General features: G+C 35.4%; 28 protein-coding genes, 1 other RNA gene and 1 riboswitch. Of the genes, 23 read left to right on the top strand and 6 right to left on the bottom strand.

Going from position 1 to position 25,640, the window contains the following annotated elements:
• Positions 1 to 148: 148 nt before the first annotated feature.
• From ILS93_RS12845 to ILS93_RS12820, 6 genes are all read left to right on the top strand, one after another.
• Entirely contained in the window at positions 149 to 319 is a 171-nt protein-coding gene (locus tag ILS93_RS12845; protein ID WP_000358354.1) for a YpmA family protein, read from the top strand.
• Between the two features lie 7 nt (positions 320 to 326).
• A complete protein-coding gene (locus ILS93_RS12840; protein WP_000758745.1) occupies positions 327 to 830 on the top strand; it encodes a cell wall elongation regulator TseB-like domain-containing protein in 504 nt (167 codons plus the stop codon).
• A gap of 18 nt (positions 831 to 848) precedes the next feature.
• Positions 849 to 2,036 carry an aspartate transaminase AspB gene (gene aspB, locus ILS93_RS12835; RefSeq protein ID WP_000761545.1) on the top strand — a complete coding sequence of 396 codons (1,188 nt, stop codon included), beginning with the start codon at positions 849 to 851 and terminating at the stop codon, positions 2,034 to 2,036.
• Positions 2,037 to 2,157: 121 nt separating this feature from the next.
• Entirely contained in the window at positions 2,158 to 2,865 is a 708-nt protein-coding gene (gene dnaD, locus ILS93_RS12830) for a DNA replication protein DnaD (protein ID WP_064476605.1), read from the top strand.
• 15 nt (positions 2,866 to 2,880) lie between these two features.
• The gene (gene nth, locus ILS93_RS12825; protein WP_002158563.1) at positions 2,881 to 3,528 is read left to right on the top strand and encodes an endonuclease III; all 648 of its coding nucleotides are present in this window, start codon (positions 2,881 to 2,883) and stop codon (positions 3,526 to 3,528) included.
• 3 nt (positions 3,529 to 3,531) lie between these two features.
• Positions 3,532 to 4,050, top strand: coding sequence for a YpoC family protein (locus ILS93_RS12820; protein ID WP_222660655.1), 519 nt, complete (start codon positions 3,532 to 3,534; stop codon positions 4,048 to 4,050).
• Positions 4,051 to 4,073: 23 nt separating this feature from the next.
• Here the strand turns inward: ILS93_RS12820 and ILS93_RS12815 are convergent, their stop codons facing one another.
• Together ILS93_RS12815 and recU are read right to left on the bottom strand one after the other, a co-directional pair.
• Entirely contained in the window at positions 4,074 to 6,761 is a 2,688-nt protein-coding gene (locus tag ILS93_RS12815; RefSeq protein WP_088048409.1) for a PBP1A family penicillin-binding protein, read from the bottom strand.
• Positions 6,762 to 6,826: 65 nt separating this feature from the next.
• Positions 6,827 to 7,429: a Holliday junction resolvase RecU gene (gene recU, locus ILS93_RS12810; protein ID WP_064476602.1), complete on the bottom strand. Its 603-nt coding sequence runs from the start codon at positions 7,427 to 7,429 to the stop codon at positions 6,827 to 6,829.
• A 103-nt stretch (positions 7,430 to 7,532) separates the two neighbouring features.
• Here recU and ILS93_RS12805 point away from each other — a divergent pair, with 103 nt between their 5' ends.
• Positions 7,533 to 8,558: a DUF2515 domain-containing protein gene (locus ILS93_RS12805; protein WP_064476689.1), complete on the top strand. Its 1,026-nt coding sequence runs from the start codon at positions 7,533 to 7,535 to the stop codon at positions 8,556 to 8,558.
• 139 nt (positions 8,559 to 8,697) lie between these two features.
• On the opposite strand, the gene ILS93_RS12800 is transcribed toward ILS93_RS12805, so the two are convergent.
• Positions 8,698 to 8,874, bottom strand: coding sequence for a hypothetical protein (locus ILS93_RS12800; protein ID WP_001982922.1), 177 nt, complete (start codon positions 8,872 to 8,874; stop codon positions 8,698 to 8,700).
• Between the two features lie 85 nt (positions 8,875 to 8,959).
• Here ILS93_RS12800 and ILS93_RS12795 point away from each other — a divergent pair, with 85 nt between their 5' ends.
• Entirely contained in the window at positions 8,960 to 9,202 is a 243-nt protein-coding gene (locus ILS93_RS12795; RefSeq protein ID WP_001252042.1) for a hypothetical protein, read from the top strand.
• A 15-nt stretch (positions 9,203 to 9,217) separates the two neighbouring features.
• Positions 9,218 to 9,562, top strand: a complete 345-nt coding sequence (locus ILS93_RS12790; protein WP_000872967.1) for a YppE family protein — start codon at positions 9,218 to 9,220, stop codon at positions 9,560 to 9,562.
• Between the two features lie 24 nt (positions 9,563 to 9,586).
• Here ILS93_RS12790 and ILS93_RS12785 read toward each other — a convergent pair whose 3' ends face one another.
• Positions 9,587 to 9,778 carry a YppF family protein gene (locus ILS93_RS12785; RefSeq protein ID WP_000242661.1) on the bottom strand — a complete coding sequence of 64 codons (192 nt, stop codon included), beginning with the start codon at positions 9,776 to 9,778 and terminating at the stop codon, positions 9,587 to 9,589.
• Positions 9,779 to 9,955: 177 nt separating this feature from the next.
• On the opposite strand from ILS93_RS12785, the gene ILS93_RS12780 reads away from it, so the two are divergent.
• From ILS93_RS12780 to ILS93_RS12735, 10 genes are all read left to right on the top strand, one after another.
• Positions 9,956 to 10,498, top strand: a complete 543-nt coding sequence (locus ILS93_RS12780; RefSeq protein WP_222660653.1) for a YppG family protein — start codon at positions 9,956 to 9,958, stop codon at positions 10,496 to 10,498.
• Positions 10,499 to 10,654: 156 nt separating this feature from the next.
• Complete coding sequence (locus ILS93_RS12775; protein WP_000546280.1) at positions 10,655 to 11,095, top strand: CotD family spore coat protein; 441 nt, start codon at positions 10,655 to 10,657, stop codon at positions 11,093 to 11,095.
• 56 nt (positions 11,096 to 11,151) lie between these two features.
• Positions 11,152 to 11,706: an SLOG family protein gene (locus ILS93_RS12770; protein ID WP_048543489.1), complete on the top strand. Its 555-nt coding sequence runs from the start codon at positions 11,152 to 11,154 to the stop codon at positions 11,704 to 11,706.
• A 97-nt stretch (positions 11,707 to 11,803) separates the two neighbouring features.
• The gene (gene gpsB, locus ILS93_RS12765; protein WP_000622425.1) at positions 11,804 to 12,142 is read left to right on the top strand and encodes a cell division regulator GpsB; all 339 of its coding nucleotides are present in this window, start codon (positions 11,804 to 11,806) and stop codon (positions 12,140 to 12,142) included.
• 87 nt (positions 12,143 to 12,229) lie between these two features.
• Positions 12,230 to 12,620: RNase P RNA component class B (rnpB, locus tag ILS93_RS12760), an RNA gene on the top strand.
• Between the two features lie 180 nt (positions 12,621 to 12,800).
• Positions 12,801 to 13,940 (top strand): THUMP domain-containing class I SAM-dependent RNA methyltransferase, encoded by a 1,140-nt coding sequence (locus ILS93_RS12755; RefSeq protein WP_064476600.1) that lies wholly within the window; start codon positions 12,801 to 12,803, stop codon positions 13,938 to 13,940.
• Between the two features lie 61 nt (positions 13,941 to 14,001).
• Positions 14,002 to 14,184: a DUF3921 domain-containing protein gene (locus ILS93_RS12750; protein WP_000376887.1), complete on the top strand. Its 183-nt coding sequence runs from the start codon at positions 14,002 to 14,004 to the stop codon at positions 14,182 to 14,184.
• A 138-nt stretch (positions 14,185 to 14,322) separates the two neighbouring features.
• On the top strand, positions 14,323 to 16,260 hold the full coding sequence (locus ILS93_RS12745) for an ATP-dependent DNA helicase (RefSeq protein WP_000493718.1): 1,938 nt from the start codon (positions 14,323 to 14,325) through the stop codon (positions 16,258 to 16,260).
• 100 nt (positions 16,261 to 16,360) lie between these two features.
• Positions 16,361 to 17,878 (top strand): carboxypeptidase, encoded by a 1,518-nt coding sequence (gene ypwA, locus ILS93_RS12740; protein ID WP_064476599.1) that lies wholly within the window; start codon positions 16,361 to 16,363, stop codon positions 17,876 to 17,878.
• Positions 17,879 to 17,925: 47 nt separating this feature from the next.
• Positions 17,926 to 18,396 (top strand): GNAT family N-acetyltransferase, encoded by a 471-nt coding sequence (locus tag ILS93_RS12735; protein ID WP_064476598.1) that lies wholly within the window; start codon positions 17,926 to 17,928, stop codon positions 18,394 to 18,396.
• Positions 18,397 to 18,438: 42 nt separating this feature from the next.
• Here the strand turns inward: ILS93_RS12735 and mphL are convergent, their stop codons facing one another.
• Positions 18,439 to 19,335 (bottom strand): macrolide 2'-phosphotransferase MphL, encoded by an 897-nt coding sequence (gene mphL / locus ILS93_RS12730; protein WP_088048411.1) that lies wholly within the window; start codon positions 19,333 to 19,335, stop codon positions 18,439 to 18,441.
• A 607-nt stretch (positions 19,336 to 19,942) separates the two neighbouring features.
• Between mphL and ILS93_RS12725 the strand changes: the two genes are divergently transcribed.
• The 4 genes from ILS93_RS12725 to ILS93_RS12710 all read left to right on the top strand — a co-directional run bounded on the left by ILS93_RS12725 (position 19,943) and on the right by ILS93_RS12710 (position 24,056).
• The gene (locus ILS93_RS12725) at positions 19,943 to 20,689 is read left to right on the top strand and encodes a type I methionyl aminopeptidase (RefSeq protein WP_088048412.1); all 747 of its coding nucleotides are present in this window, start codon (positions 19,943 to 19,945) and stop codon (positions 20,687 to 20,689) included.
• A gap of 116 nt (positions 20,690 to 20,805) precedes the next feature.
• Positions 20,806 to 20,907, top strand: a riboswitch (purine riboswitch).
• 106 nt (positions 20,908 to 21,013) lie between these two features.
• Entirely contained in the window at positions 21,014 to 21,607 is a 594-nt protein-coding gene (locus ILS93_RS12720; RefSeq protein ID WP_064476595.1) for a xanthine phosphoribosyltransferase, read from the top strand.
• Positions 21,608 to 21,610: 3 nt separating this feature from the next.
• Positions 21,611 to 22,933, top strand: coding sequence for a xanthine permease PbuX (gene pbuX / locus ILS93_RS12715; RefSeq protein ID WP_222660650.1), 1,323 nt, complete (start codon positions 21,611 to 21,613; stop codon positions 22,931 to 22,933).
• Between the two features lie 424 nt (positions 22,934 to 23,357).
• Complete coding sequence (locus ILS93_RS12710) at positions 23,358 to 24,056, top strand: YwqG family protein (protein ID WP_064476593.1); 699 nt, start codon at positions 23,358 to 23,360, stop codon at positions 24,054 to 24,056.
• 178 nt (positions 24,057 to 24,234) lie between these two features.
• Here the strand turns inward: ILS93_RS12710 and ILS93_RS12705 are convergent, their stop codons facing one another.
• The gene (locus ILS93_RS12705; RefSeq protein WP_222660648.1) at positions 24,235 to 25,398 is read right to left on the bottom strand and encodes a DUF418 domain-containing protein; all 1,164 of its coding nucleotides are present in this window, start codon (positions 25,396 to 25,398) and stop codon (positions 24,235 to 24,237) included.
• Between the last annotated feature and the right edge of the window lie 242 nt (positions 25,399 to 25,640).

Below are 25,640 nucleotides of genomic sequence, written 5' to 3'. Positions count from 1 at the left end.
GGTTTTCGACTTGAAACCTTTTTTTGCAGTACATGTCCTGCTATAATAGATGGGTGATGAAGCAGGGGTTGTAAAGAATGTACTCTTATTGTAACCGTATTGCGTTCTTCTATAATTAGAAATTTTTGTGTAACGGAGGAGTTTTTTCATGGATAAGAAAATCGAAGTCCTATCAACGACGCGTCTTAAATATTCGTCTGATTTGTATAAAATCGTTGATAGTTTGAATCGTACGTTAAAAGAGCAGGACCTCATGTTCGGATTAGCATTAGACGAAAAAGATAAAGAAACAGCTGTATTTACGATTTACAGAACGTAGTGATACAATGAAAAAGTGGATCTTTGCAATCGTTATCGTAATCGTTGCTAGCGGAATATATGGGGCGTATGTTTATAATAAAGCAATGGAAAAGAAAATCCATAAAGAGGAAAAATCTGTAGAAATTGCAAAAGAAAAGGCAAAGCTTACAAAAGTAAAATCTGTAGATTATTATAACGGAAATTCTTCATATACAGTCGTACAAGGTGTAGACGAAAAAGGAGAACAAATTATTGTTTGGGTGCCAAATAAAAAAGGGAATGTCCTTGTGAAGAAAAAGAGTGAAGGTATTCCTGAAAAAGAAGCTTTGCAAAAGTTGGCTGAACAAGCTACAGGAAAAGGCGATGAGCCGAAGCCAAAGCCAAAAGAAATTATAAAAGTAAAATTAGGTGCTCAAAACGATATTCCGTTGTGGGAAATTACATATATTGATCAGGAAGATCGTTATACGTATTATTATTTAGAGTTTCAAAATGGGGCTTATGCTGGTCATTACAGCATTGAAAAATAGATGTAGGGGGAACTACAAATGAAATTAGCAAAGCGAGTAGCTGCTTTAACACCATCTGCAACTTTAGAAATTACAGCAAAGGCACAAGCATTAAAAGCAGAAGGTCATGATGTAATTGGATTAGGGGCAGGAGAACCTGACTTTAATACGCCAGAACATATTATGGATGCTGCACATAAAGCGATGTTAGAAGGACATACGAAGTATACACCAACAGGTGGATTACAAGCGTTAAAACAAGAAATTGTGAAGAAGTTTACACGTGATCAAGGAATTGCGTATGATCCATCTGAAATTATTGTATGTAACGGTGCAAAGCATGCATTATATACATTATTCCAAGTGTTGCTTGATGAAGGAGATGAAGTTATCATCCCAACTCCTTATTGGGTAAGTTATCCTGAGCAAGTAAAGCTTGCTGGAGGTAAGCCAGTTTACGTAGAAGGCCTGGAAGACAATGAGTACAAAATTACAGCGAAGCAGCTGCGTGAGGCAATTACAGAGAAAACGAAAGCAGTTATTATTAATTCACCGAGCAATCCAACAGGAATGATTTATAGCAAAGAGGAATTACAACAGCTTGGAGAAGTATGTTTAGAACACGATATTTTAATCGTTTCAGATGAAATTTATGAAAAATTAATTTATGGTGGAGCAGAATATACTTCGATTGCCCAGCTTTCTAATGCATTAAAAGAACAAACACTTATTATTAATGGTGTATCTAAATCTCATTCTATGACAGGATGGCGTATTGGATATGCAGCAGGAAATAAGCAGCTTATTAAAGCGATGACGAACTTAGCGAGTCATAGTACGTCAAACCCTACTTCAATCGCTCAATACGGCGCAATTGCAGCATATGCAGGCTCACAAGAACCTGTAGAAACAATGCGTCAAGCATTTGAAGAAAGATTAAACATTATTTATGATAAATTAATTCAAATCCCTGGCTTTACTTGCATTAAACCACAAGGTGCATTTTACTTATTCCCTAATGTAAAAGAAGCTGTAGCTTTATCAGGATACGAAACTGTAGATGATTGGGCAAAAGCTCTATTAGAAGAGGAAAAAGTGGCTCTTGTACCAGGTACAGGATTTGGTGCTCCAAATAATGTTCGTTTATCATATGCGACATCTCTTGAACAAGTAGAGAAAGCATTAGAACGCATTCATACGTTTATGAAAAGTAAAGTGCAAGCTTAATTGTATATTTTATTAACGCAATACAAAAAACCTTCCTACATAATAGGGAGGTTTTTTTGACGAATTGTGACAAAAAGAAATAGCGAAAGGTGTGTTATACTAGAGAGCGAGGTGTTTGGTGATGAAAAAGAAAATGATGTTACAGTGGTTTGAGCAGGGAAGCATTGCAATTCCAAAATTACTTATGATGCATTATAAAAAATTAGGGTTAAATGAAGTGGAATTTATGGTTGTACTTCATGTACACACATTTTTAGAATCGGGCAATTCGTTCCCGACTCCGTCAGAGATTTCAGAACGGATGACGATTACTGAAATGAAATGTATGGAAGTAATTCAGACATTGATTCAAAAAGGTTTTTTATCATTAGAAGGTGGACAAAAATCAGAAGCGATGATTTGTGAAAGTTATTCTTTACAACCGCTATGGGAAAAAATATTGCATTTCTTAATGAACGAATCAATAGAGGAAGAACAAAAAGAAATAAAACAACTGCAAGTAAATTTATATACAGTATTTGAAAAAGAATTTGGAAGACCACTTTCTCCGTTTGAATGTGAAACGTTGGGTATGTGGGAAGATCAAGATCAACATCATCCGAATTTAATTCAAGCGGCCCTCAGGGAAGCTGTAATGAGTGGTAAGCTTAATTTCCGATATATTGATCGTATTTTATTTGAGTGGAAAAAGAATGGTATTAAAACAGTAGATCAAGCCCAAAACCAAGGACGGAAATTTAGAGCAAATCAACAACGAACGCAGCAAACGACAAAACAAGAGACGAAATTTACTGGGAAAGTGCCTTTTTATAATTGGTTGGAGCAGTAATGTAGGAGGAAGTATATGTTAAATAAAACGCAAATTCGCTATTGTTTAGACACAATGGCGGATATGTATCCAGAAGCACATTGTGAATTAATTCATGATAATCCGTTTGAATTAGTAATCGCGGTGGCATTATCTGCACAATGTACAGATGCACTTGTAAATAAAGTGACGAAAAATTTATTTCAAAAATACAAAACACCAGAGGATTATTTAAGTGTGTCTTTAGAAGAATTACAACAAGATATACGTTCCATCGGATTGTTTAGAAATAAGGCGAAAAACATTCAAAAATTGTGCCAGATGTTGCTAGATGATTATAACGGGAAAGTTCCAGAAGACCGGGACGAGCTGACGAAACTACCAGGAGTAGGAAGAAAGACAGCGAATGTAGTTGTTTCGGTTGCATTTGGAATTCCAGCGATTGCTGTTGATACGCATGTAGAGAGAGTGAGTAAACGGTTAGCAATTTGTAGATGGAAAGATTCTGTGTTAGAAGTGGAAAAGACATTGATGAAGAAAATTCCAATGGATGAGTGGGGAGTTACACACCACCGTATGATTTTCTTTGGACGTTATTACTGTAAGGCGCAACGACCACAATGTGAAGAGTGCCGATTACTAGAAATATGTCGCGAAGGAAAGAAACGAATGAAGGGGAAATAAAGGATGGAGCGAGTTATAGAAATACCGAAAGAGTTTCGGTGCGTACCATTTTTTAAAGAGAGTGCGAATTCGATTACGTATCACACAGACCAATCTTTTGAAGAAATAATACAAAATACTTACTTTATACATGATATTGAAAGACAATATGAGCCATGGAATGAAATTGAAAATAGTATTCCTGTACTGTTGAAAGTGTGGAAAAGTAAGCATGAAGACATTGCTACACTATTTCGAAACAGAAATAAGCAAGAAGCTGAAGGTCCAATGATTCTTTTGGCGGCACATTTGTTATCGATTGTATTTTGGTTAAATGAGCAACCTGTTCATAGTTTGAATGAAATGGAAGCTTATACGAGTAAATTTGAAGTACAACCAGTTAATTTTATGGAGCGATATTCGTTCATTATAAAGAAACCGAATAATTATCATTCCTACATTCAGTTAGCGCAGTTGTATATTGAAATAGAAAAGCTATATGTAAAGAAAATGATAACAAAAAAGAAGTCCTTTTCTCGTTAAGAGAAAGGACTTCTTTTTTTGTATTAAGATTCTGTTGTAACAACATTTCCGTCTGCGTGAGGTGTATCTCCTCCGGTATTTTGTTGTTGTTCTTGTTGCTTGTGTTGTTCTTCTTCAGCTTTTTTTCTAGCAGCCTCTTCTTCAGCTTTCTTTCTAGCAGCTTCTTCTTCGGCTTTCTTTCTAGCGGCTTCTTCTTCAGCAGCCTTTTTCTGAGCTTCTTCTTGTTGTTTACGTTGTTGTTCTTGTTGTTGCTGTTGCTCTTGTTGTTTACGCTGTTCTTCATCAGCCTTTTTCTTAGCTTCTTCTTGTTTTAGTTTATCTTCATTAGCTTTTTTCTGAGTTTCCTCATCAGCTTTTTTCTTAGCTTCTTCTTCAGCCTTCTTCTTAGCCTCTTCTTCAGCTTTTTTCGGGTCTGGAGTTCCGCCAGGTGCAGTGAAGGATGCACCAACTGCAGGGCTTGTTCCATTACCTTTTTTCGCTACTACAGAGAAGCTGTAAGTAACGCCTGGTTTAATACCACCAAGAGTAGCTGTCGTACCACTTATTGATAGGCTACCACTTGAACCGTCAGTTGCTTTATAGCTTGCTGCATACGCATCAACTTCTGCTGGTCCAGACCAGTTTAGTGTAACTGTGCTAGCGCCATCGAAAGCGACATTAAGACCACTAGGTGCATCTACTTTAATTTGTTTAACCGCATCTTTCTTAGCACCTTTTACGTACAATTCACCATATAATTCTTGTACAGAAGAAGGGCGTTCGAAACGAGATTTATCTGTAGCGAATTTGCTCATCATTACTTGGAACATTTGTTGCGCAATTCTAGTAGAGCGATCGCCAATGTAATTTTCTGAGCTATCTTTTTCGTAACCAGTCCACACCGCCATTGTATATTGCGGTGAATATCCAGCAAACCAGCTATCTCTGTTTGCATCAGCTGGGATACCATATTTTTTTATAACGTCTTCATCAAAGTTTTGTGTTCCTGTTTTACCAGCTACGTCTATACCGGAAACGTATGCTGTTGGACCTGTACCACCAGAACCAGGTCTTATTACGTCACGAAGTACGTCAGTAACCATATATGCTGTATAGTCGTGCATTGCACGTTGTTCTTTCGGCTTAAAGTTTTTCTTTTTCCCGTCTGGGAAGATGACTTCTTTTACGAAGTGAGGCTTATTATATACACCGTCATTACCAAATGCGGCATATGCACCTGCTAGTTCTAATGGAGAACTATCGTTACTACCAATTGCTGTTGATTCATATGTTTTGCCGTCTTTAAATGTCATACCCAACCCTTCAGCAAACGCTTGTGACTTAGGAAGACCCACCGCTTGGGCTGTTTTTAAAGCCGGGATGTTTAATGATTTTTTCAAAGCTTCACGTAGTGAAACGTCACCTTTGTAACTATTTGTTGCATTTCGTATTTTTTTACCATTGGAATACGTATACTCTGAGTCATTTAATTGATGGTATGTAGACCATTGTAAATTCTCAATTGCTGGACCGTAGTCGAAAATTGGTTTCATTGTTGAACCAACTTGGCGTTTTAGATCAATGGCCATATTATGACCTTTGAAAGTAGACTTACTTTCTTTACGCCCAGCTCCAATTGCTCGAACTTCTCCAGATTGTGTATCCATAAATACGAATGATCCTTGGAATTGATCGTTAGGATACTTAATGAGATTGCCATCCATAATTTTGTCAGCGTAATCTTGAGCATCTTGGTCAAGTGTTGTATGAATCGTTAAACCATCTGAACCGATATTTATATCGGGATATTCTTTTTCAACTTCTTTTACAACAGCATCTAAAAATGCTTGATACTTCATCTCAGTTACTTCTGAAGACGGTTGAAGACCCTCAGTTACAGAGATTTTCATTGCGTTATTCATTTCATCTTTTGTTATATAACCATGTCGATTCATTAATGATAATACGACGTTACGACGTTGTGTAGCTCGTTCAACGTTGTCTTGTTTTGTTGGGTCATAAATATTAGGACCTTGGGGTAAACCTGCAAGCATTGCAGCTTCATGTAACTGTAAGTCTTTTAAGTCTTTGTTATAATATTTTTTGGCTGCTGTTGCAATACCGTACGAACGGTTACCTAAGTTAATCTTATTTAAGTACATTTCTAAGATCTCATGTTTAGAGTATTGTTGCTCTAATTTGTAAGATAGGTACCATTCTTGTACTTTTCTCTTCGCAGTTTTGTCCATCGTTAGAAAATAGTTTTTGACTACTTGTTGTGTAATCGTACTACCACCTTGAGATCCGAAGCCTCCAGTGACATTTTCCATAACTGCTTTTGTAGTTCGTTTAAAATCAATTCCATTATGATCATAGAAACGTGAATCCTCAGTTGCAAGGAATGCACTTTCAACTACCTTTGGAATTTGATCATACGTAACGTGGGTTCGTTTTTCAGCACCGTATTCATAGAAAAAGTTCCCATTCTTATCAAGAAACTTTGTTGATAAAGGATTGACAAGTTTTGATTTGTCTAATTTTGGAGCGTCCTTCACCATAACAAAGAAAGCGGAAACGCCAGCTACAAGACCAACGATACCAAGAAGTAGACAACCTATAAGGAATTTTTTTAAAAAGGAGCCTTTTTTCTTTGGTTTGTTCTCTTTATTTGTTTCTTGCTTTTGATTTTTTACATGATTTCGTTCTGTACGAGAACGATAATTATCTGACATTATACTTTCTCCTACCTTTCATTCTCTCCCCAAAAGTCGAAAAAAGAGCCTTAGTGATGACTCTATCACGAAAAATAAACCGTGTCTAGTACACGGATATAATCAATCCGAGGGTGATAACCGCATGATAATAAAGATCCATGCTCTTCTATTTCTTCTTTCGTAATCGATTTCCGTCCACCAGTATTTTGACGATTCCAAAATGCAATAATATGTTTTGCATCTAGTAAATAAAGTTCATCAAAAAGTGTAAATTTAATAATAACAAATGCAATTCCATCATGAGCGAGTACTTGCTTCATATGTTCAATTTGATGAAGGTGGAAGTTTTGAAGTGGAAAGCTGGTTTTATTTTTTGTTTCTTTCGCTTCAAAATCGATGTATTTCCCTTTGTATACACCGTTGTAATCTGTTGTAGAAGGTTGTTTAAAATACGCTTCTTTTACCACTGCAGCACTTCGAGCGGGGTAATCTACTTTTACAATTTGAAGAGGTGTAGGCTTTTTATGTACACATGCAATATTATGGGTTAAGTAATATTCATTTGTTTCATTCAATTCCTCTTCAAGGGACATACCTCTATTACTATAAGTATGTTTTTTAATTGGTGTTTTATGAGGTTGTGAAGCTTGATTGTACCGTTTTCCGTTTGGGTAACGAATGGTCATAGTGTGTCCACTCCCAACTTGCTAAGAATTACTTACAAAGGTGATTATAACAAAAAATGAAAAAAGATGTGACCTTTTTGAAGAAAGGTATGATGACTTATTTATGTTTACATGGAATGATTATGCAAAAATTAAACAATATCGTAAAAATATGGTTTGTACAGACGAAGAAAAAACAATCGTTTATAACATTAAGGGGAAAATAGAAATGGCTAATATGGACAACATTTCTCGAACACACTCTTATCAAGAATATTATGTAAGGAACAGTGAAATTAGGTGGGCCTTTTTAGCAAGTATGGTCTCGAGAAATGCGGGATGGAATATGACTGATTTAAAAGGGATATATTATGCTACTGTTTTACCTCAAACAGTAAAAAAACATTTGTTTCTGACTTATGAAGAAGCGAATTGGATTATTTTTTTAGATGCATTTCCTCAGCTATTGTTATACGAAGAAAGTAAGAGGAGGCAGGTACCACTATTCTATTTGTTACAATATTTTAACGTATCAATTTTTATGGAAAAAGAATGGATTTATTTTTGGGAAAAAAAAGATATAAATAGGCTCATGACAGCGCTTATTATAAATGAGCAAAATAAAATTCAAAAACCAGTTATTGAGAATACATATTTTAAAAAACATGTATTCCATACTGCACTTTTTAAATTGCAAGAAATGCTTCATATTAGTGCTGTTATTTTTCCGACTGTGGAAGGGAGGATGTATGGTTTTTCAGTTTATCAATTTGAAACGTTACAAAAGCGTATAGAACTAGGGCAGAAACTAGCGGAGTTACTGTTTCATCCGAATTATAAAAGTTCATTCCATAGGTTTGCATTGCAAACTATACACACAGGATCAAGAGCAGATTATGAATATTATGTAAGAGAAGCTAGAAAATCTTGTACGCCAGCCCTTAGAGAGGTTTATCCTGTCGTTGCACATAAGGAAATAAGTATGAGAGATTGGTTTTGTAGAGATACGGAAATAAATGAGTTGTTTCTACTGGAAGAGTATAAGGGGGAAGTTGATATAACAGAATGGTATAAAAGAAAGAGGGAGCAAATATATGTTGCTTCTATCGTAAATCGTTTTGTTAAAAGGATGGATGAGTTCGTGATATAATAAAAAAGAAGTCCCGTCTTCATAAATGAAGACGGGACTTCTTAATGTGAAGTAATCCTGCCCTGTATGCTAAAAATTTAATTAAGAGATTAAGGATGCTTTAGAAATTAGCTTTTTGTAAAAGTGCTAAAGTTTCACTTTATGTAGCAGGGAAGTTTGGACCATCTAACTTAGGGTTGCCAGTCTCGGGTTTATTTTGTTTGTTTTGTTTTTTCTTTTTTTCGTTTTTGTTCTTTGCCATTTTCATACACCTCCTTTTTGTATTGTTACCATTTCTATAAATGACATACAAAATGATTTCTTTGACGAATAACAACTAGTTTTGTCATGTGAGCAGGAGTGAAGAGTCATTCGGCGAAATTACATGACAAAGGAAAAGCAAAGAAGGGGGCGTTTTGTATATGGCGATGGTTCAGAAGGAAGATGTAATGAAAACAATGGATCAAATGTTAAGTTCTCTCGATTTGCTGGAAATGAATATAGGGATTAGAATGAATCATGCATTGAAGGATACGAGTGAAAAAATATGCAATAAAATAGAAATAACAGAAATGCATATTGAGCATATGGAAAATAAATTAGTGCATCACGAAGAAAAAGGGAATTGGGTGAAGGCATTTCAAAACGTCGTAGTGAGTGCATAATAAGGTGGGAATAAAATGAAGTATGAAGCATTAATACAATCTTCAGAAAAACTCATGCAGTATAATAATGAAGCGAATGTGAAAAAAAGAGAAATGATTGAGTACGATTTTTATAAGGATATGAAACCATTTGTAGATATGGTAGATGAGGAATTAAAAGTGTGGAAAGAATTAGCTTATAAATGGATTAAGGAAGAAAAACCGAAGTATATACATGTACAGCAAATTGATCAAGTGTACGATAATTTACAGACAAATGTGTTGCAATGTTTTGTAAATAAAGGTAAAGGTAAGCGATTCTTTGAAACACATCAAGCCATTTCGTATACTTTGCAAAATATAATTGAGCAATGTAAGTAACAAGAGGGGAAACCCTCTTGTTTTTTATGCTTCTGTCATTGTTGTAGGTTTTGTTGCACCGTTTATTTCTAATTCTTTTATTAATGTTCGGTAATCTGAAATGCATATTTTTCCTTCGAGATACCAATGTCTCGCAAAGTCTAACAATTCATTTACATTCTCTGTGTAATACCCCTTTTTTTGAGAAAACGCTTGTTTTAAATCCCCTAATACCATGTTGATTCCTCCCCCATGAGAATCTTCTTCTTTATTATCATAGCATGGAAGGGTTTTCTTTTTTAATTTTTTAAAAATTTAAACTTCCGACAAAAATAGACAGATACTCCGTCACACATATTATTTTACTGGTACATATTATATATGTAGAAACTTATGTGAAGGAGGAGAGAATGCATGTTTCAACAACCAAACGTATATCAGCAATCTAATCCATATACACAGCAAAATATGTACCAATATAATACGGATACATATTTACGGTATAATATGTATCCTTTCGAGCCTCATTATGGAAATCAAAATTATTACCAGCCATTTGAAGTGTCGTTTATGAATCAACCGCAACAACAGCAGCAGCCCTATATGGATCAGCAACAGCAACCTTATATGAATCAACCGCAACCGCAACAACAGCAGCAGCCCTATATGGATCAACAACAGCAATCTTATATGAATTCACAATACTATATGCCACCACCATCTCCCTATGGAAATCAACAAGCGATGTTTTATCCACCAAAACAACCGTACCCGACGCAGAATAAACAAAAACAACAACAGCAACCGAGTCAATTTTCTAGTTTTGTTTCCCAATTTAAAAACTCAGATGGTAACTATGATGTAAATAAAATGATGAATACAGCTGGACAAATGATGAATGCGATGAACCAAGTGACGGGTATTGTAAAGCAAGTTGGAGGTTTTTTTGGTAAGTAATCTTGGGGGATTGTCTATAAAAAGCATTACGTATAAAGCAGAAGGCTAGACAAATTTCCTTGTAATAAATGGGTATATATAACAAACGGCTTTCCCTCTTTTCTCATATTGTAAAGTGTAGTCAGATTTTTTTAACGAGAGAGGAGAGAAAAAACTATGCATCATTGTCATCCTTGTTTTGGAGGGCATAAGCCTGTAGGACCTATCTGTACAACTGCTCCTGTCATTCATCCGACGAAACAGTGTGTAACACATTCTTTTTCAACAACGGTGGTGCCACACATTTTCCCAACGCATACAACACATGTTCATCATCAACAAATTAAAAACCAAAACTTCTTCCCACAAACAAACTCGAATGTAAATGTTGTAGACCCAATCGATCCAGGATTCGGCGGTGGATGTGGACCATGTGGTCATGGACATCATGGACATCACGGACATCACGTATCACCATTTGGTCCAGGACCAAATGTATCTCCGTTTGGACCAAACGTATCACCATTCGGACCAAATGTATCACCATTTTTACCAAACAATGTATCACCAGTAGGTCCGAATATTGGACCAAACGTTGGTGGAATATTTAAAAAGTAAATGATATGTTAGAACTAGCGAAATGCTAGTTCTTTTTTTGTAATTGGAGTGTTGATATGAAAGTTATTGCTGTAACGGGATATAAGCCATTTGAACTTGGTATATTTAAAAATGATCATCCAGGGGTGGAATGTATAAAAAAAGCATTGCACCGAAAATTAACTACTTTTGTAGAAGAAGGTTTGGAATGGGTGATAATAAGTGGGCAGTTAGGAGTCGAATTATGGGCTGCTGAAGTTGTTTTTGAAATTCAAGTAGAATATCCAAATCTAAAATTAGCGGTATTTACTCCGTTTTTAGAACAAGAAGAAAGCTGGAAGGAAGATAACCGTGAATATTACGAATGTATTCTCTCTCAAGCAGACCATATTGATAGTATTACGAAACGGAAGTACGAAAGCCCGGAACAATTTAAATTAAAAAATCAATTTTTTATTGAAAAAAGTGATGCACTTTTAGCTGTATATGATGAAGAAAAACCAGGGAGTCCCAAATATATTGTAGAAGCAGCAAAGAAAAAAGGAGAAATAGAAAATTATCACAGTTATTTCATTCTTTTTTCTGATTTACAAGATATAATAGAAGAGGAACAGTGGAATAATGCTGAGTAATATGTAATATAGTACTCGTATATATGATTGACAAAAGGCGTTGTTTCTGAAAAAATTTAGGTAATGAAAGTTTTGGCAAAAATTTGAGGTGAAGAAAATGATTTCGGATAAAATTAAATTAACGGCGAAAGATATTTTAGAAAAAGAATTTAAAACAGGCATGAGAGGCTATCAACAAGAAGAAGTAGACAAGTTTCTTGACATGATCATTAAAGACTATGAAGCTTTCCACAAGGAGTTTGATCAATTAAAGCAACAAAATGCTCGTTTAAAGCGTGAATTAGAGGAACAAAAATTAGTAGCAACGCAAGTGCCACAACAACCAGTTGTACAAACACCAGTTGCACAACCTGTATATAACAACACGAATACGGACATTTTAAAACGTCTATCTAATTTAGAAAAAGCTGTATTTGGAAGTAAGTTATACGAATAATTTTTAGTGGTAAAAAGGTTAAAGCATTTTACATAGAAAAAAACATTGCAAAATCTTTTTGTTTCCACTATACTAATGGATGTCATAACGTTTGGGTAATCGCTGCAACGCCAACGTTGTAGAGGAAAGTCCATGCTCGCACGGCCTGAGATGGCTGTAGTGTTCGTGCCTAGCCAATTCATAAGCTAGGGTATTCTGGCTGTAAGGCTGGTTTAACGGCAGGGAAAAAACCTAAGTCCTTTCGGATATGGTTTGACTACCTTTAAAGTGCCACAGTGACGAAGTCCTTGAAGAAATGATAGGAGTGGAACGAGGTAAACCCCACGAGCGAGAAACCCAAATAATGGTAGGGGAATCTTTTCCAAGGAAATGAACGATGGGAAAGGACAGGTTGTATAATCTGTAGATAGATGATTGCCACCGGAGTACGAGGCGTGGGCCGTTTGCAGTACAAAGGAACAGAACATGGCTTACAGAACGTTATGAACCAACTATGAAATAACTCAGCTCTCCTTTGTTAGAGGAGGGCTTTTTATTTGTATGAAGTTATAAATTATGAGTTAAAATGGTTAATGAGAAAATTCTTCGTAAAATGTAATGATTAATAGGACAAATTGCTATTAATTATTGTTTAACTATACATAAGAGGTGAATGCAAATGGGAAAAGTTACTTTAATTGCAACAGCGGCAATGGGTATTGAATCGTTAGTTGCCCGAGAAGTTCGTGATCTTGGTTATGAATGCCAAGTGGAAAACAGCAAAGTAACATTTGAAGCAGATGAAAAGGCGATTTGTCGCACGAACTTATGGTTACGTACTGCGGACCGTGTGAAAATTAAAGTTGGCGAATTCAAAGCGACAACATTTGATGAGCTGTTTGAAAAAACGAAAGCATTAAACTGGGGAGATTATATTCCAGAGAACGGAGAGTTCCCTGTAATTGGTAAATCGTTAAAATCTGAGTTGTTCAGTGTTTCAGATTGCCAACGTATCGTTAAAAAAGCTGTCGTTGAAAAATTAAAAACAACATATAAACGTACAACTTGGTTTGAAGAAGATGGTCCGTTATTCCGTATTGAGATCGCAATGCTCAAGGATATTGCAACATTAACAATTGATGCAAGTGGTGTTGGACTTCATAAACGTGGATACCGTATGGATCAAGGGGAAGCTCCATTAAAAGAAACATTGGCTGCGTCTTTAATTAAGTTAACAAACTGGAAGCCGGATCGTCCTTTCGTGGATCCTTTCTGTGGATCAGGTACAATTCCGATTGAAGCAGCATTAATTGGACAAAATATTGCACCAGGATTTAACCGTGGCTTCGCATCAGATGCGTGGGGCTGGGTTGGTAAACAAAACTGGCGTGAAGCTCGTCAAGAAGCTGAAGATTTAGCGAATTATAATCAACCACTACAAATCATTGGATCAGATATCGATCATCGTATGATCCGAGTTGCTCAAGACAACGCTGAAGAAGTAGGTTTAGGTGATTTAATTACATTTAAACAAATGCAAGTAAAAGATTTCACGACAAAAGAGGATTATGGATATGTTGTAACGAATCCTCCATACGGAGAACGTTTAAGTGAAAAAGCACTCGTTGAACAATTGTACAAAGAAATGGGACAAGTATTCCGCCCATTAGACACATGGTCAGCGTATGTATTAACAAGCTACGAAGCATTTGAAAAGTGTTATGGAAAAGATGCATCGAAGAAACGTAAACTATTTAATGGATTTATCCGTACAGATTACTACCAATACTTCGGAAAACGTCCACCGCGTAATTCATAGTATAAAACTCCTCCAGCGCGCATATACTGGCTATTATGTAATGCGTAAAGGAGGACGTGATATGGATAGTTTCCAATTATCAATGATTCAAAAAGCTATTCATCGTACGTATGATGAGATCGGGAAAGAAGTGGATAGCCAAGGTGCGATTGTAGATGAAATACAAAAAGCACAAGAAGAATATTTGTCAGCTCTTTCACACGAAACAGCGATTGATAAACGATATTTAAAGTCATTAATATAGAAAAAAATTTTCCTTTTTCGAAAGGAAAATTTTTTTTCGTGTATTTCTATGTATGGCAACAGGGGAAAGTGGCTGCACACATATGAGTAGCAGTTGCTATATCTTTTTATAGAAAAACTTTTTGGTTGGAGGCTAAGGATGTTTACTGAGAAGAGATTACCATTTGAAGTAGGGAAACAAGATAATTTTTATGATAAGTTGAATGAATGGATTGGAGATGTGTTTTACGATATCCTTCCGGAAAAAGGCTTTGAAGAGCGTGATGAACAAATTTTTATGGCGTTTCAATTAGAGCGTGCTTTCCAAGAAAAGAAAGTAATGTTCGCAGAAGCGGGTGTAGGAACAGGGAAAACAATTGTATATCTTCTATATGCAATTTGCTATGCGCGTTATACTGGAAAACCAGCTATTATCGCTTGTGCTGATGAAACTTTAATTGAGCAGCTTGTGAAAGAAGAAGGGGACATTGCTAAGTTATCTGAAGCATTAGGACTATCTGTTGATGTTAGACTTGCGAAATCAATGGATAATTATTTATGTTTACGTAAACTTGAAGATGTTATGAGTGGACGAGCTCCAGAAGTAATTGAAGATGTATACTACGAATTACCACAGTTTGTATTCGATCATGGTACGATGCAAAACTTTACCCACTACGGTGACAGAAAAGAATTTCCACTTTTAAATGATGAGGAATGGTCAAAAGTAAATTGGGATTACTTCCAAGATTGCTTCACTTGTGATTCTCGTCATCGTTGTGGTCAAACTCTTTCTCGTGAACATTATCGTAAAGCGGCAGATTTAATTATTTGTTCTCAAGATTTCTACATGGATCATATTTGGACGTACGATGCTCGTAAGCGTGAAGGGCAAATTCCGTTATTACCTGAAAGTAGCTGCGTTGTATTCGATGAAGGACATCTTGTAGAATATGCAGCTCAAAAAGCTTTAACATATCGTTTAAAGCAAACGATGATGGAGCAACTTTTAACAAGATTGTTGCAAAACGATATTCGTGAAGAGTTTGCGCATTTAGTAGAAGAAACAATTTGGCAAACAGAGCGATTCTTTGATGTGTTACAAGAAAATAAAAAGGAAATCGCCGGTTCTGATCGTTTAGAAATTACTGTGACAGAAAAAGTAACAGCTGAAGCGAATAGACTTTATGCGAAAATTGGTGAAGTCGGTGATGCATTAGTATTTGAAAGTGAAATGCATACAGTAAACACGTATGATTTAAATATCGTTGATGAACATTTAGATGTATTAGAACATTCACTTCGTCTGTTCATGCACGAGAAAAATGTAATTACATGGGGTGAAGAAGGTGATGGAGCCTTCACGTTAGTGATTATGCCACGTGCAGTTGAAGAAGTATTACAAGAGAAAGTATTCTCGAAGAAAATCCCGTATATTTTCTCTTCTGCTACATTATCTAACAACGATTCATTCGCATTTACAGCAAATAGCCTAGGGGTAAAAGATTACTTATCATTCTCAGTTGCCTCACCGTTTGATTATGAGGAGCAAATGGCAGTAAACTTACTATCGCATACGAAAGAAAATGAATGGGAAAGAAAGTGTCAATATACACTTGAAAATATACAGAAAACAAATGGACGTACACTTGTATTATTCCGTACAACACAAGAACTTGCAGCGTTTAAAGAATATGTAAGTAAAGAACAAATGTCCGTTCCGTTCCTATATGAAGGGGATCAAGAAATTAGTCAGCTCGTTTCTCGTTTCCAAAATGAAGAAGAGACTGTACTTTGTGCTGTTCATTTATGGGAAGGTTTAGATATTCCTGGTTCATCATTATCGCATGTTATTATTTGGTCATTACCATTCCCTCCAAACGATCCTGTGTTTGAAGCGAAGCGTAAACATGTAAATGATCCATTCTGGGATGTAGATGTACCGTATATGATTTTACGTCTTCGTCAAGGGATTGGACGTTTAATTCGTACGAGCGACGATAAAGGTGCTATATCAATCTTCTTATCTGATACAGAAGATGAGAAAGTGATAGAAGCGGTGAAAAACGTACTACCAGTAGAAGGTAAAGAATTATAAGGAGAAAGCTTGGCACTTGCCAAGCTTTTTTTCTATTATAAAAGGGATTTAGAGTTCCATGTCGAATTAAGTTTGAGGTAGAAAAGGGAGGTTTTATACGATGACAGTAGCTACATATGAAGTAGAAAAACAATTTTTAACATATGTGAAGAAGATACAGAATTATGAGGAAGCATTAAGCTTAATGTTTTGGGACTTAAGAACAGGTGCGCCTAAAAAAGGTGTAGACCAGCGTTCAGAAGTAATTGGTATGCTTTCATCAGAAGTGTTTGTCATGTCGACTTCAGATGAGATGGGAAATTATTTAACAGAGCTTGAAGCTTTAATAAGTGAAGATAAACTTTCTGAAACGACGAAGAAAATGGTTGAAGAGTGTCGTAAAGAATATGATAGAAATAAGAAAATTCCACAAGCGGAATACGAGGCGTATGTGAAATTAGAAGCGAAAGCGGAAAGTGTGTGGGAAGAAGCTCGGGAAAAATCTGATTTCGAAATGTTCCGTCCTTATTTAGAACAAATAGTTGAATTTAAAAAGAAATTCATTACATATTGGGGTTACGAAACATATAAATATAATACATTATTAGATATGTATGAGCCAGGTATTACAGTAGAAGTGTTAGATCACGTATTTGGTCAACTTCGTGAGCGTATCGTTCCGCTCGTAAAAGAAATATCGGAGTCACAAAAGAGATTAAAGACAAGTGCTTTATCAGAATATTTTTCAAAAGAAAAACAAAAGAACTTTACATTAGAGTTATTAAAGCAATTGAATTATGACTTTGAAGCAGGTCGTCTTGATGAAACGGTACATCCATTTGAGATTACATTAAATAGAGGGGACGTTCGTATTACAACACGCTATGATGAAAAAGATTTCCGTATGGCAGTGTTTGGAACAATTCATGAATGTGGCCATGCTGTATATGAACAAAATATTGCAGAGAAATTCGAAGGTACACCGCTATGTAGTGGAACTTCTATGGGTATTCATGAGTCGCAATCATTATTCTTTGAGAACTTTATCGGTCGTAATAAATCATTCTGGAAGAAAAATTATGATTTATTAAAAGAGTATAGCGATGGTCAATTCAATGATATATCAGTAGATGAGTTTTATGATGCGATTAACGAATCGAAGCCATCGTTCATTCGTATAGAAGCAGATGAGCTTACATATCCGCTTCACGTCATGGTTCGTTATGAACTTGAGAAAGAATTATTTGATGGCACATTACAAGTGAAGGATTTGCCGGAGGCTTGGAATGATAAGATGGAAGCATATTTAGGAATTCGTCCGGAAAACAATGCACAAGGTGTATTGCAAGATGTTCACTGGGCTGGTGGTTCATTTGGATACTTCCCATCTTATGCGCTTGGTTATATGTATGCAGCGCAATTTAAGCAAAGAATGTTAAAAGACATTCCGAACTTTGATGCATTATTAGAAGAAGGAAACGTAACACCAATTCGTGAATGGCTAACAGAAAATATTCACCAATACGGTAAAACGAAAAAGCCACTTGAAATTTTAGAAGATGTGACAGGTGAAGGATTAAATGCAAACTACTTAGCAGATTATTTAGAAGCGAAGTATAAAGAAATCTATGAGTTATAAAAAAGAGCTGCTTAATTGCAGCTCTTTTTTTCAAGGGGGATAGAAGAATGGCTTATACATATACAGTAATGACGCAAGAAGAAGCAGAAGAAATTGCATATAACTGGCATTATGAAGGGAGGTATTCCTTTTACGATATAGGTGCAGATGAAGAAGATTTAGCTGAGTTTTTACATGATGAGAGTAGAGGAGATCATACATTTTCTGTGAAGGAAAACGGCACTCTCATTGGTTTTTTTACTGTTTGTAAAATAAATGATGGAACGTTTGATATAGGGCTTGGAATGAGACCTGATATAACTGGAAATGGATTTGGTTTACAGTTCGTAAACGCTGGACTAGCTTTTAGTAAAGAAAAATATGGTTGCAAGTATATAACACTATCAGTAGCGACATGTAATGAGAGAGCGATTAAAGTGTATAAAAGAGCAGGATTTGAAGTTGTTGGAACGTTTATACAGAAAACAAATGGTAGTTGTTTTGAGTTTTTGAAAATGAATTATATATGTAAAAAATAACAAAAAAACAGAAGAGGGTTCTTCTGTTTTTTTGCAATTTCATTATCTTTCAGTTGCTAGCATGTGCACAGCTATTTCATGCATGTCTTTCAAACCTGAAACTTGAGCGTATTCAGCAACAGTAATACTACTCGTTGTTAGAAGTTCGATAATATGTTCATCCATTTTTGACCAAGTTTTACCGCCAGCGTTGTCATAAGAGTGAATTAACTTTGTTAGTCCATCCTTCCCAAAGAGTAGATAATGCGATGTGAAATCTATAGATACATCACCTATTCCTACTTCTGTCCAATCGATTAAGCCAGTTACTTTATTTTTATTATTAATCAGGATATGACCTGGATGGATATCCCCGTGCTTTACTCCTACGTGAGATGGCCAAAAAGAATCTTCAGCTAGCCATGCTTGCCAACGATCCCATAAGTCTTGATTAATATGGTATTGTTCCTTCACTCGATTCATCCTTTGTTTCATAGAAGTTCTTAATTCATTAGCAGTAAGAATTTCAACACCTGTATTATTAAATTTTTGTTGAGGTAATGAGTGTAAATTCGCTAGAACTTTTCCTAATGAAGTATGGTATTCAGTTGGTACATTCTTTTCGTTAAAGGTCCATATATAACCTTGTTGTTCTATATCAATAGTAGCGGCAGGAACGCCGCTTAGTTGTTTATAAGCAATTAGTTCCTCAGAAAATATAGACCAATCAGGAATTTGGAATTCTGCATGTTTTTTCATGATTTCTAATGCTTCTTTTTCACGTAGAGCATGTCTCATAGATTCTGGTCTACGAGGAATTCTTAGTATCCATTTATCCCCGTTTTGTTCTTTAACGTGTGCTACTTGAAAGTCAACGCCAGATTCATTGATTTCTATTGAATCTTCTAATATATTTAGGCCTTTCGTATTTGCTAATTGTTTCACTTTAAGTGTATTCATTTTTATTTCCTCCAAATGTTTATTCTAATTTCAATGTTTTCATGCGTTTTCTGTTACTTTTTGTCTCTAACTACATCAATATGCTTAAAGTAGCGAGATATAAGAAAATGTAATCATAAAAAAACCACAGACGGGCTTCTGTCTGTGGTTAAGAGTAAACGAGGATATAATGAATAAACGTCTCTCTTTGTATGAAAAAATATACGAAAAAAAGACAGATGTATATCTGCCTTTCTTCATGTGGAAAGTGTACTCTTCCGATGAAGATTATTAAAAATGTGCAGACTAATCCCGTTTACTCTGCTTTATGAAAACAGAGCCTTTGAACATATTAAATTACTTAGTGTTCAAAGGTTGCTGACGTAGTCTTCCTGCATGCATCATCTTTAACAATCCTCCTTTTAATAGTATAGTAACAATATACTTTGTTTATAAATAAACATCAATAAAAAATACTAGATGTAATATTTTAAAAAACGAATTAAATAAAAATTTATATTCGGAAAATAGAAGAAATGATGTTTGCTTTTATAATTGGAAGTTTTGGAAGAGGATGTGTATGATTGAACTTTAGTAGCAAATAGCAGGTTTAGCAAGGAGAGATAGAATGATTACAATTAAAACGAAAAATGAAATAGATTTGATGCATGAATCTGGGAAATTACTTGCTTCATGTCATAGGGAAATTGCCCAAATGATGAAACCAGGTATTACGACAAAAGAAATTGATACGTTTGTTGAAGCATATTTAGAAAAGCATGGTGCAACATCTGAACAGAAAGGTTACAACGGGTATCCATATGCGATATGCGCATCTGTAAACGATGAAATGTGTCATGGGTTTCCGGCGGATGTTCCTTTAACTGAGGGTGATATTGTAACAATTGACATGGTAGTAAACTTAAATGGTGGTCTTTCAGATTCTGCTTGGACGTATAGAGTTGGAAATGTTTCTGAAGAAGCAGAAATGTTATTGGTAGTAGCTGAGAATGCATTGTATAAAGGAATTGATCAGGCGATAATCGGTAATCATGTAGGAGATATTGGCTATGCGATTGAAAGTTATGTAGCAAATAAAGGTTTTTCTGTCGCAAGAGACTTTACGGGACATGGAATAGGTAAAGAGATTCATGAAGAACCAGCAATTTTTCATTTTGGGAAACAAGGACAAGGGCCTGAACTACAAGAAGGAATGGTAATTACAATTGAGCCTATTGTCAATGTAGGTATGCGATATTCGAAAGTAGATTTAAATGGATGGGCTGCAAGAACGATGGACGGGAAATTATCAGCGCAATATGAGCATACAATTGCGATTACAAAAGATGGGCCAATCATTTTAACGACACTTTGAAATAATATGTAAGAGTTTACAAAACTCGAACGAAAATGATGTTTTTATAAAATTTGTACGTGTTTTATTAAGAAATGCTTTTCAAAGTATAAAAAGTGCGTTATAATCCATCTATAAAATAAATAGTTAGCTACACTCATATAATCGCGGGGATATGGCCTGCAAGTTTCTACCGAAGTACCGTAAATACTTTGACTATGAGTGAGGACGAATATATTTGCTTGTTTAGCATTCTTTTTTGCGAAACTCCAAAAGCGCGTCTCTCACTTGTAACGAGTGGTGGCGGCTTTTGGAGTTTTTTATTGCATAAGAGGGGGAACAAACATGAAAGTATTACAAGAAAAGATTTTGAACGAAGGAAAGGTTTTATCTGGTGACGTATTAAAGGTAGATGCCTTTTTAAATCATCAAATTGACCCAGTACTTATGCAAGAGATCGGAAAAGAATTTGCTAAACGTTTTAAAGAAGAGAACATTACAAAAATCGTGACGATTGAATCTTCAGGCATTGCACCAGCGGTTATGGCTGCATTAGAGCTTGGTGTAAAAGTAATCTTTGCAAGAAAACGTAAATCGTTAACGTTACAAGATAATATGTACGTTGCAAACGTACATTCATTTACGAAACAAGAAACGAATGAAATTTCATTATCTCGAAATCATATCGATGAAAATGATCGTGTTTTAATTATTGATGACTTTTTAGCAAACGGTCAGGCTGCTTTAGGTTTAATGAGTTTAGTAGAGCAAGCTGGAGCAAGTATTGCAGGAATTGGTATTGTTATTGAAAAAGCATTTCAAGATGGAGGAAAGAAGCTTCGTGAACAAGGAGTTCGTGTTGAGTCACTAGCAGAAATTGCATCACTTGATAACGGCACAGTTACATTTGTACAGCAAGAAACTGCGGAGGTGAAATAAACGATGAAGCAACATCCATTTAAAATCGCATCGCTTGGTATGCAGCATATGCTTGCTATGTATGCTGGAGCAATTATTGTTCCGCTTATTGTGGGCGGCGGACTTGGTTTAAATCAAAAAGAGTTAACATACTTAGTCTCAATTGATTTATTAATGTGTGGCGTTGCGACAATTTTACAAGCATTATCAAATCGCTTTTTCGGTATTGGACTTCCAGTTGTACTTGGTTGTACATTTACAGCGGTTGGGCCAATGATTGCAATCGGGAAACAATACGGCGTGTCTTCTATTTATGGAGCAATTATTGCTGCCGGGTTATTCGTTGTTATTTTTGCGAAATTATTTGGAAAGCTTGTAAAACTGTTTCCACCTGTCGTAACAGGATCTGTCGTTACTATAATTGGAGTTACACTTGTTCCAGCAGCAATTAATGATATGGCTGGAGGAGTAGGAAGTAAGGATTTTGGTAGTCTTGAAAATTTAGCGTTAGCATTTGGTGTATTACTATTTATCATCATTATGTATCGTTTCTTTGACGGATTTATTCGTTCAATCTCTATTTTACTTGGTCTATTGTTCGGTACAATTGTTGCAGCATTTATGGGGAAAGTAAGTTTGCAAGCGGTTGGAGAAGCGGATTGGTTCCATGGTATTCAGCCGTTTTACTTCGGTACACCAACGTTTGAATTGACGCCAATCATTACGATGATCTTAGTTGCTTGCGTAGGAATTGTAGAAGCAACAGGTGTTTACTTTGCATTATCTGATATTTGCAATAAAAAGATCGGTGAAAAAGAATTAACAAAAGGGTATCGTGCAGAAGGATTAGCGATGGTGTTAGGCGGTATTTTCAACGCGTTCCCATATACAACATACTCTCAAAACGTAGGACTTGTTCAATTAACTGGAGTAAGAAATCGCGTTATTATTTATACTTGTGGTGGTATGTTAATTGTTCTTGGATTCATTCCTAAAATCGCAGCTATTACAACTATTATCCCGAAATCAGTACTTGGCGGTGCAATGTTAGCGATGTTCGGTATGGTAATGGCATATGGTATTAAAATGTTAAGTAGCGTTGATTTTGGTAAACAAGAAAACTTATTAATCGTTGCATGTTCTGTAGGAATTGGGCTTGGGGTTACAGTTGTTCCTACATTATTCTCACAACTTCCTGAAAACATTCGTATTTTAACAGATAACGGAATTGTACTTGGAAGTGCGTCAGCAGTACTTTTAAATATCGTATTTAATATGGTGCCGCAGCGTAAAGTGAAAGTAAAAGAAGAGGCAGTGTCTATGCAAAGTGCAGTAAGGGAAGCGTAAAAAGTAAGTAGACACAATACGAATTGTATGTAATTAAGCCTATCTCATTTGAGATAGGTTTTTAATTTGTAGTGATGTTTAAAATACCAATCAAATTGAACCCATCGTTTTTATTACTGAGCTAGTTTAATAAGTTTATAATGTCTCAATTTCCAGATCTACTTTTAATTCTAAAGCTTCATTACTACAGGAGTTTTACCTGATGATGCAAAACGGTGCAACTTTATTCAAAAAGGTATGTTTTTTATAAACAGTACAAATTTGTTTTAAATCGACAGTAAAACTAGAAAAAGACCCTTGAAATTGCTGCTTAACAACAGCTTTCAAAAGGGGCGTTATAACAAAAAATGTACATTATTGTTAGAATATAATTATCCGTTAAAATAAGGAGAAACCAAAATATATATTTAGGAGGAGAAATATTTTGGAAATAGATCAAATAAAGAATATCTTAAGAAAAAGAGCAACTATCTTTCAAACAGGCGGAAAAAGACCTGATTCATCTATAAATGAAAGTTGGATTGGAAAGATTCCCTATTCATTCCCAAATGAAACTTGCCCAATCGACCGTTATCAAGACAAAATGTATGCGATTATGATGCTTAATTTAACACAAATACCTTTTGTTCCAGAAGCAGTAAAAGATATGAAAGTCATTGCAGTATTTCTTTCTCCAAACTTTGCTAAAGATTTGTCCAATTTATCAGGAAATTTTTGTGTTAGAGAATATGATTCTTTAGAGGAACTAGTACCGAATGAAATGTCACTTACGTTTCCAAATCTAAAACCTTTTCCCTTAATACCAAGATTAGTAGCTGATGAGTTTCCACAATGGGATACGGAAGATTTCCCTAACAACGTGCAAGATAGAATTATTGAACTTGAAAACACAATTGAGATTGACTACTACGAGGACATTTTTGAAGAAAATCATTACATACACAAATTAGGAGGCTATGCTTGCTTTGCACAATCAGGTATCCAATGGCCTGCGGATTATGAATTTATTTTTCAAATAACAGACGATCCCAAAGCCCATTTAAAGATTATTCATGGCGGTGGAATTTATTTTGCTAAAAATAGTAAAACAAATGATTGGATCGCACATTGTGATTTCTTATAGGAATATAAAGTGACGTTCTCTCATGTTATTTTTTCTCTAGTCCCTTTTAATATTTCTCCAGTTACATTGTGCCCCCTTACATCAATTAAAATGGTTTATTTAGTGCTACTTCAAATGTTGCAACTAGAACAACCGATGCAAAGTGCAGTAAGAGAAGCATAAAAAAAGAAAGGTCTAGTTATGAGACCTTTCTTTTCTTTTTAAGTGGCATCATTTTCCCGTACGTACCAAGACGCCAAATGTACTCAAGTGGCCCGTATTGATAACGTGATAGCCACCAGCGGCTAATAAAGATTTGTAACGTATAGAAACTAATGCAAAATAGAGGACCTACCCATAATGGAGCAAGATAATCATTTTTGAACAATAGTCCGAATACAAGTAACGTAACAATTGTATGCGAGATGTAATTTGTTAACGCCATTCGACCAACATATTGGAATGGTCGTAATAATGTTTGCCATTTTTCTTTCTGTAATAAACGCATAAGCGTGAAAATGTAGAAGATGAATAATGTTTTTCCGCTAAACATTGTAAAGCCTTGCATATAAATTGGTTCATAAGATGGTTTTGATAAGAAATAGCGGACCATGAGGAACCACATTGGCAACGTTAAAATGAACATAATAATTTGCCATTTTTTAAGCTTTGGATCTAACTCTTTCGTACGGCGGAAAATATCCTTTTTACCGGCATATAAACCAAGTAAAAATAGCCCAACTGTTTCTGGGAGCATGAATGCGTTTAGTCCAATTCCATCAGCATAAAATGCATGGAAACGATTTTGTATTTGTGACACCCAGTCTTCAAGTGGCATGATTGGTAAGGATAACCCAAGTTCATCTTTTGGCATGAAGGCAATACCAATACTAGCAATTAGCATAAGAAATTGAAAAATACTTAATAAAGCGATTGCCCATATTAAAATGGCACGAGGTTCTCTCTTATAAAATAAAAATAAGAAAAATCCAGCGATTGCATAAGTATGTAAAATGTCTCCGTCCCATAAAAGAACGTAGTGTAAGAAACCAAATAATAATAAAATAAGTAAGCGACGAACAAATAAAGTTTTTGGTCGATCTGTTTTCGCTTCAGCACGAGTCATAAAAATGTAAAAGCCTAGGCCGAATAAAAACGAAAAGATGGTATAAAACTTTGTTTGAATAAACATATCGTAAAACAGACGGATATAGCTATCTAGCCCCTCATAAATTCCTGAAAGATCACGTGAGTCAATCCCAGCGATAACAGGCCAGTTAACAAGAAAAATACCTAGTACAGCTATTCCTCTAATAATATCGATGGAGTGTATCCTCTCGCTTTGTGAAATATTTTGTGTCATTATTTTCCTCCTTGTTAAGTAATTCCCTTTTATTATACAAAATGTAAAGAGGAGGGTATATAGGTAATTTCCAATTTTTAAAACTGTTAAGATGTGTATTATGAGATATAATAAGAGTGCACAACAAGTTTTAACCTTCTTCAAAACAGGCAGTAAAGCTCCTTCTTATAAGGGGCTTTCTTTATGAAAAGTGTTGATAATGATTCTCTTTAATGATAAAATGTATTCAAAAGTGATAATCA

The organism is Bacillus sp. 16GRE42 (assembly GCF_019837435.1).
GTDB classification, from domain to species: Bacteria; Bacillota; Bacilli; order Bacillales; family Bacillaceae_G; genus Bacillus_A; species Bacillus_A wiedmannii.
This window is presented reverse-complemented; position numbering and strand designations above follow the sequence as displayed.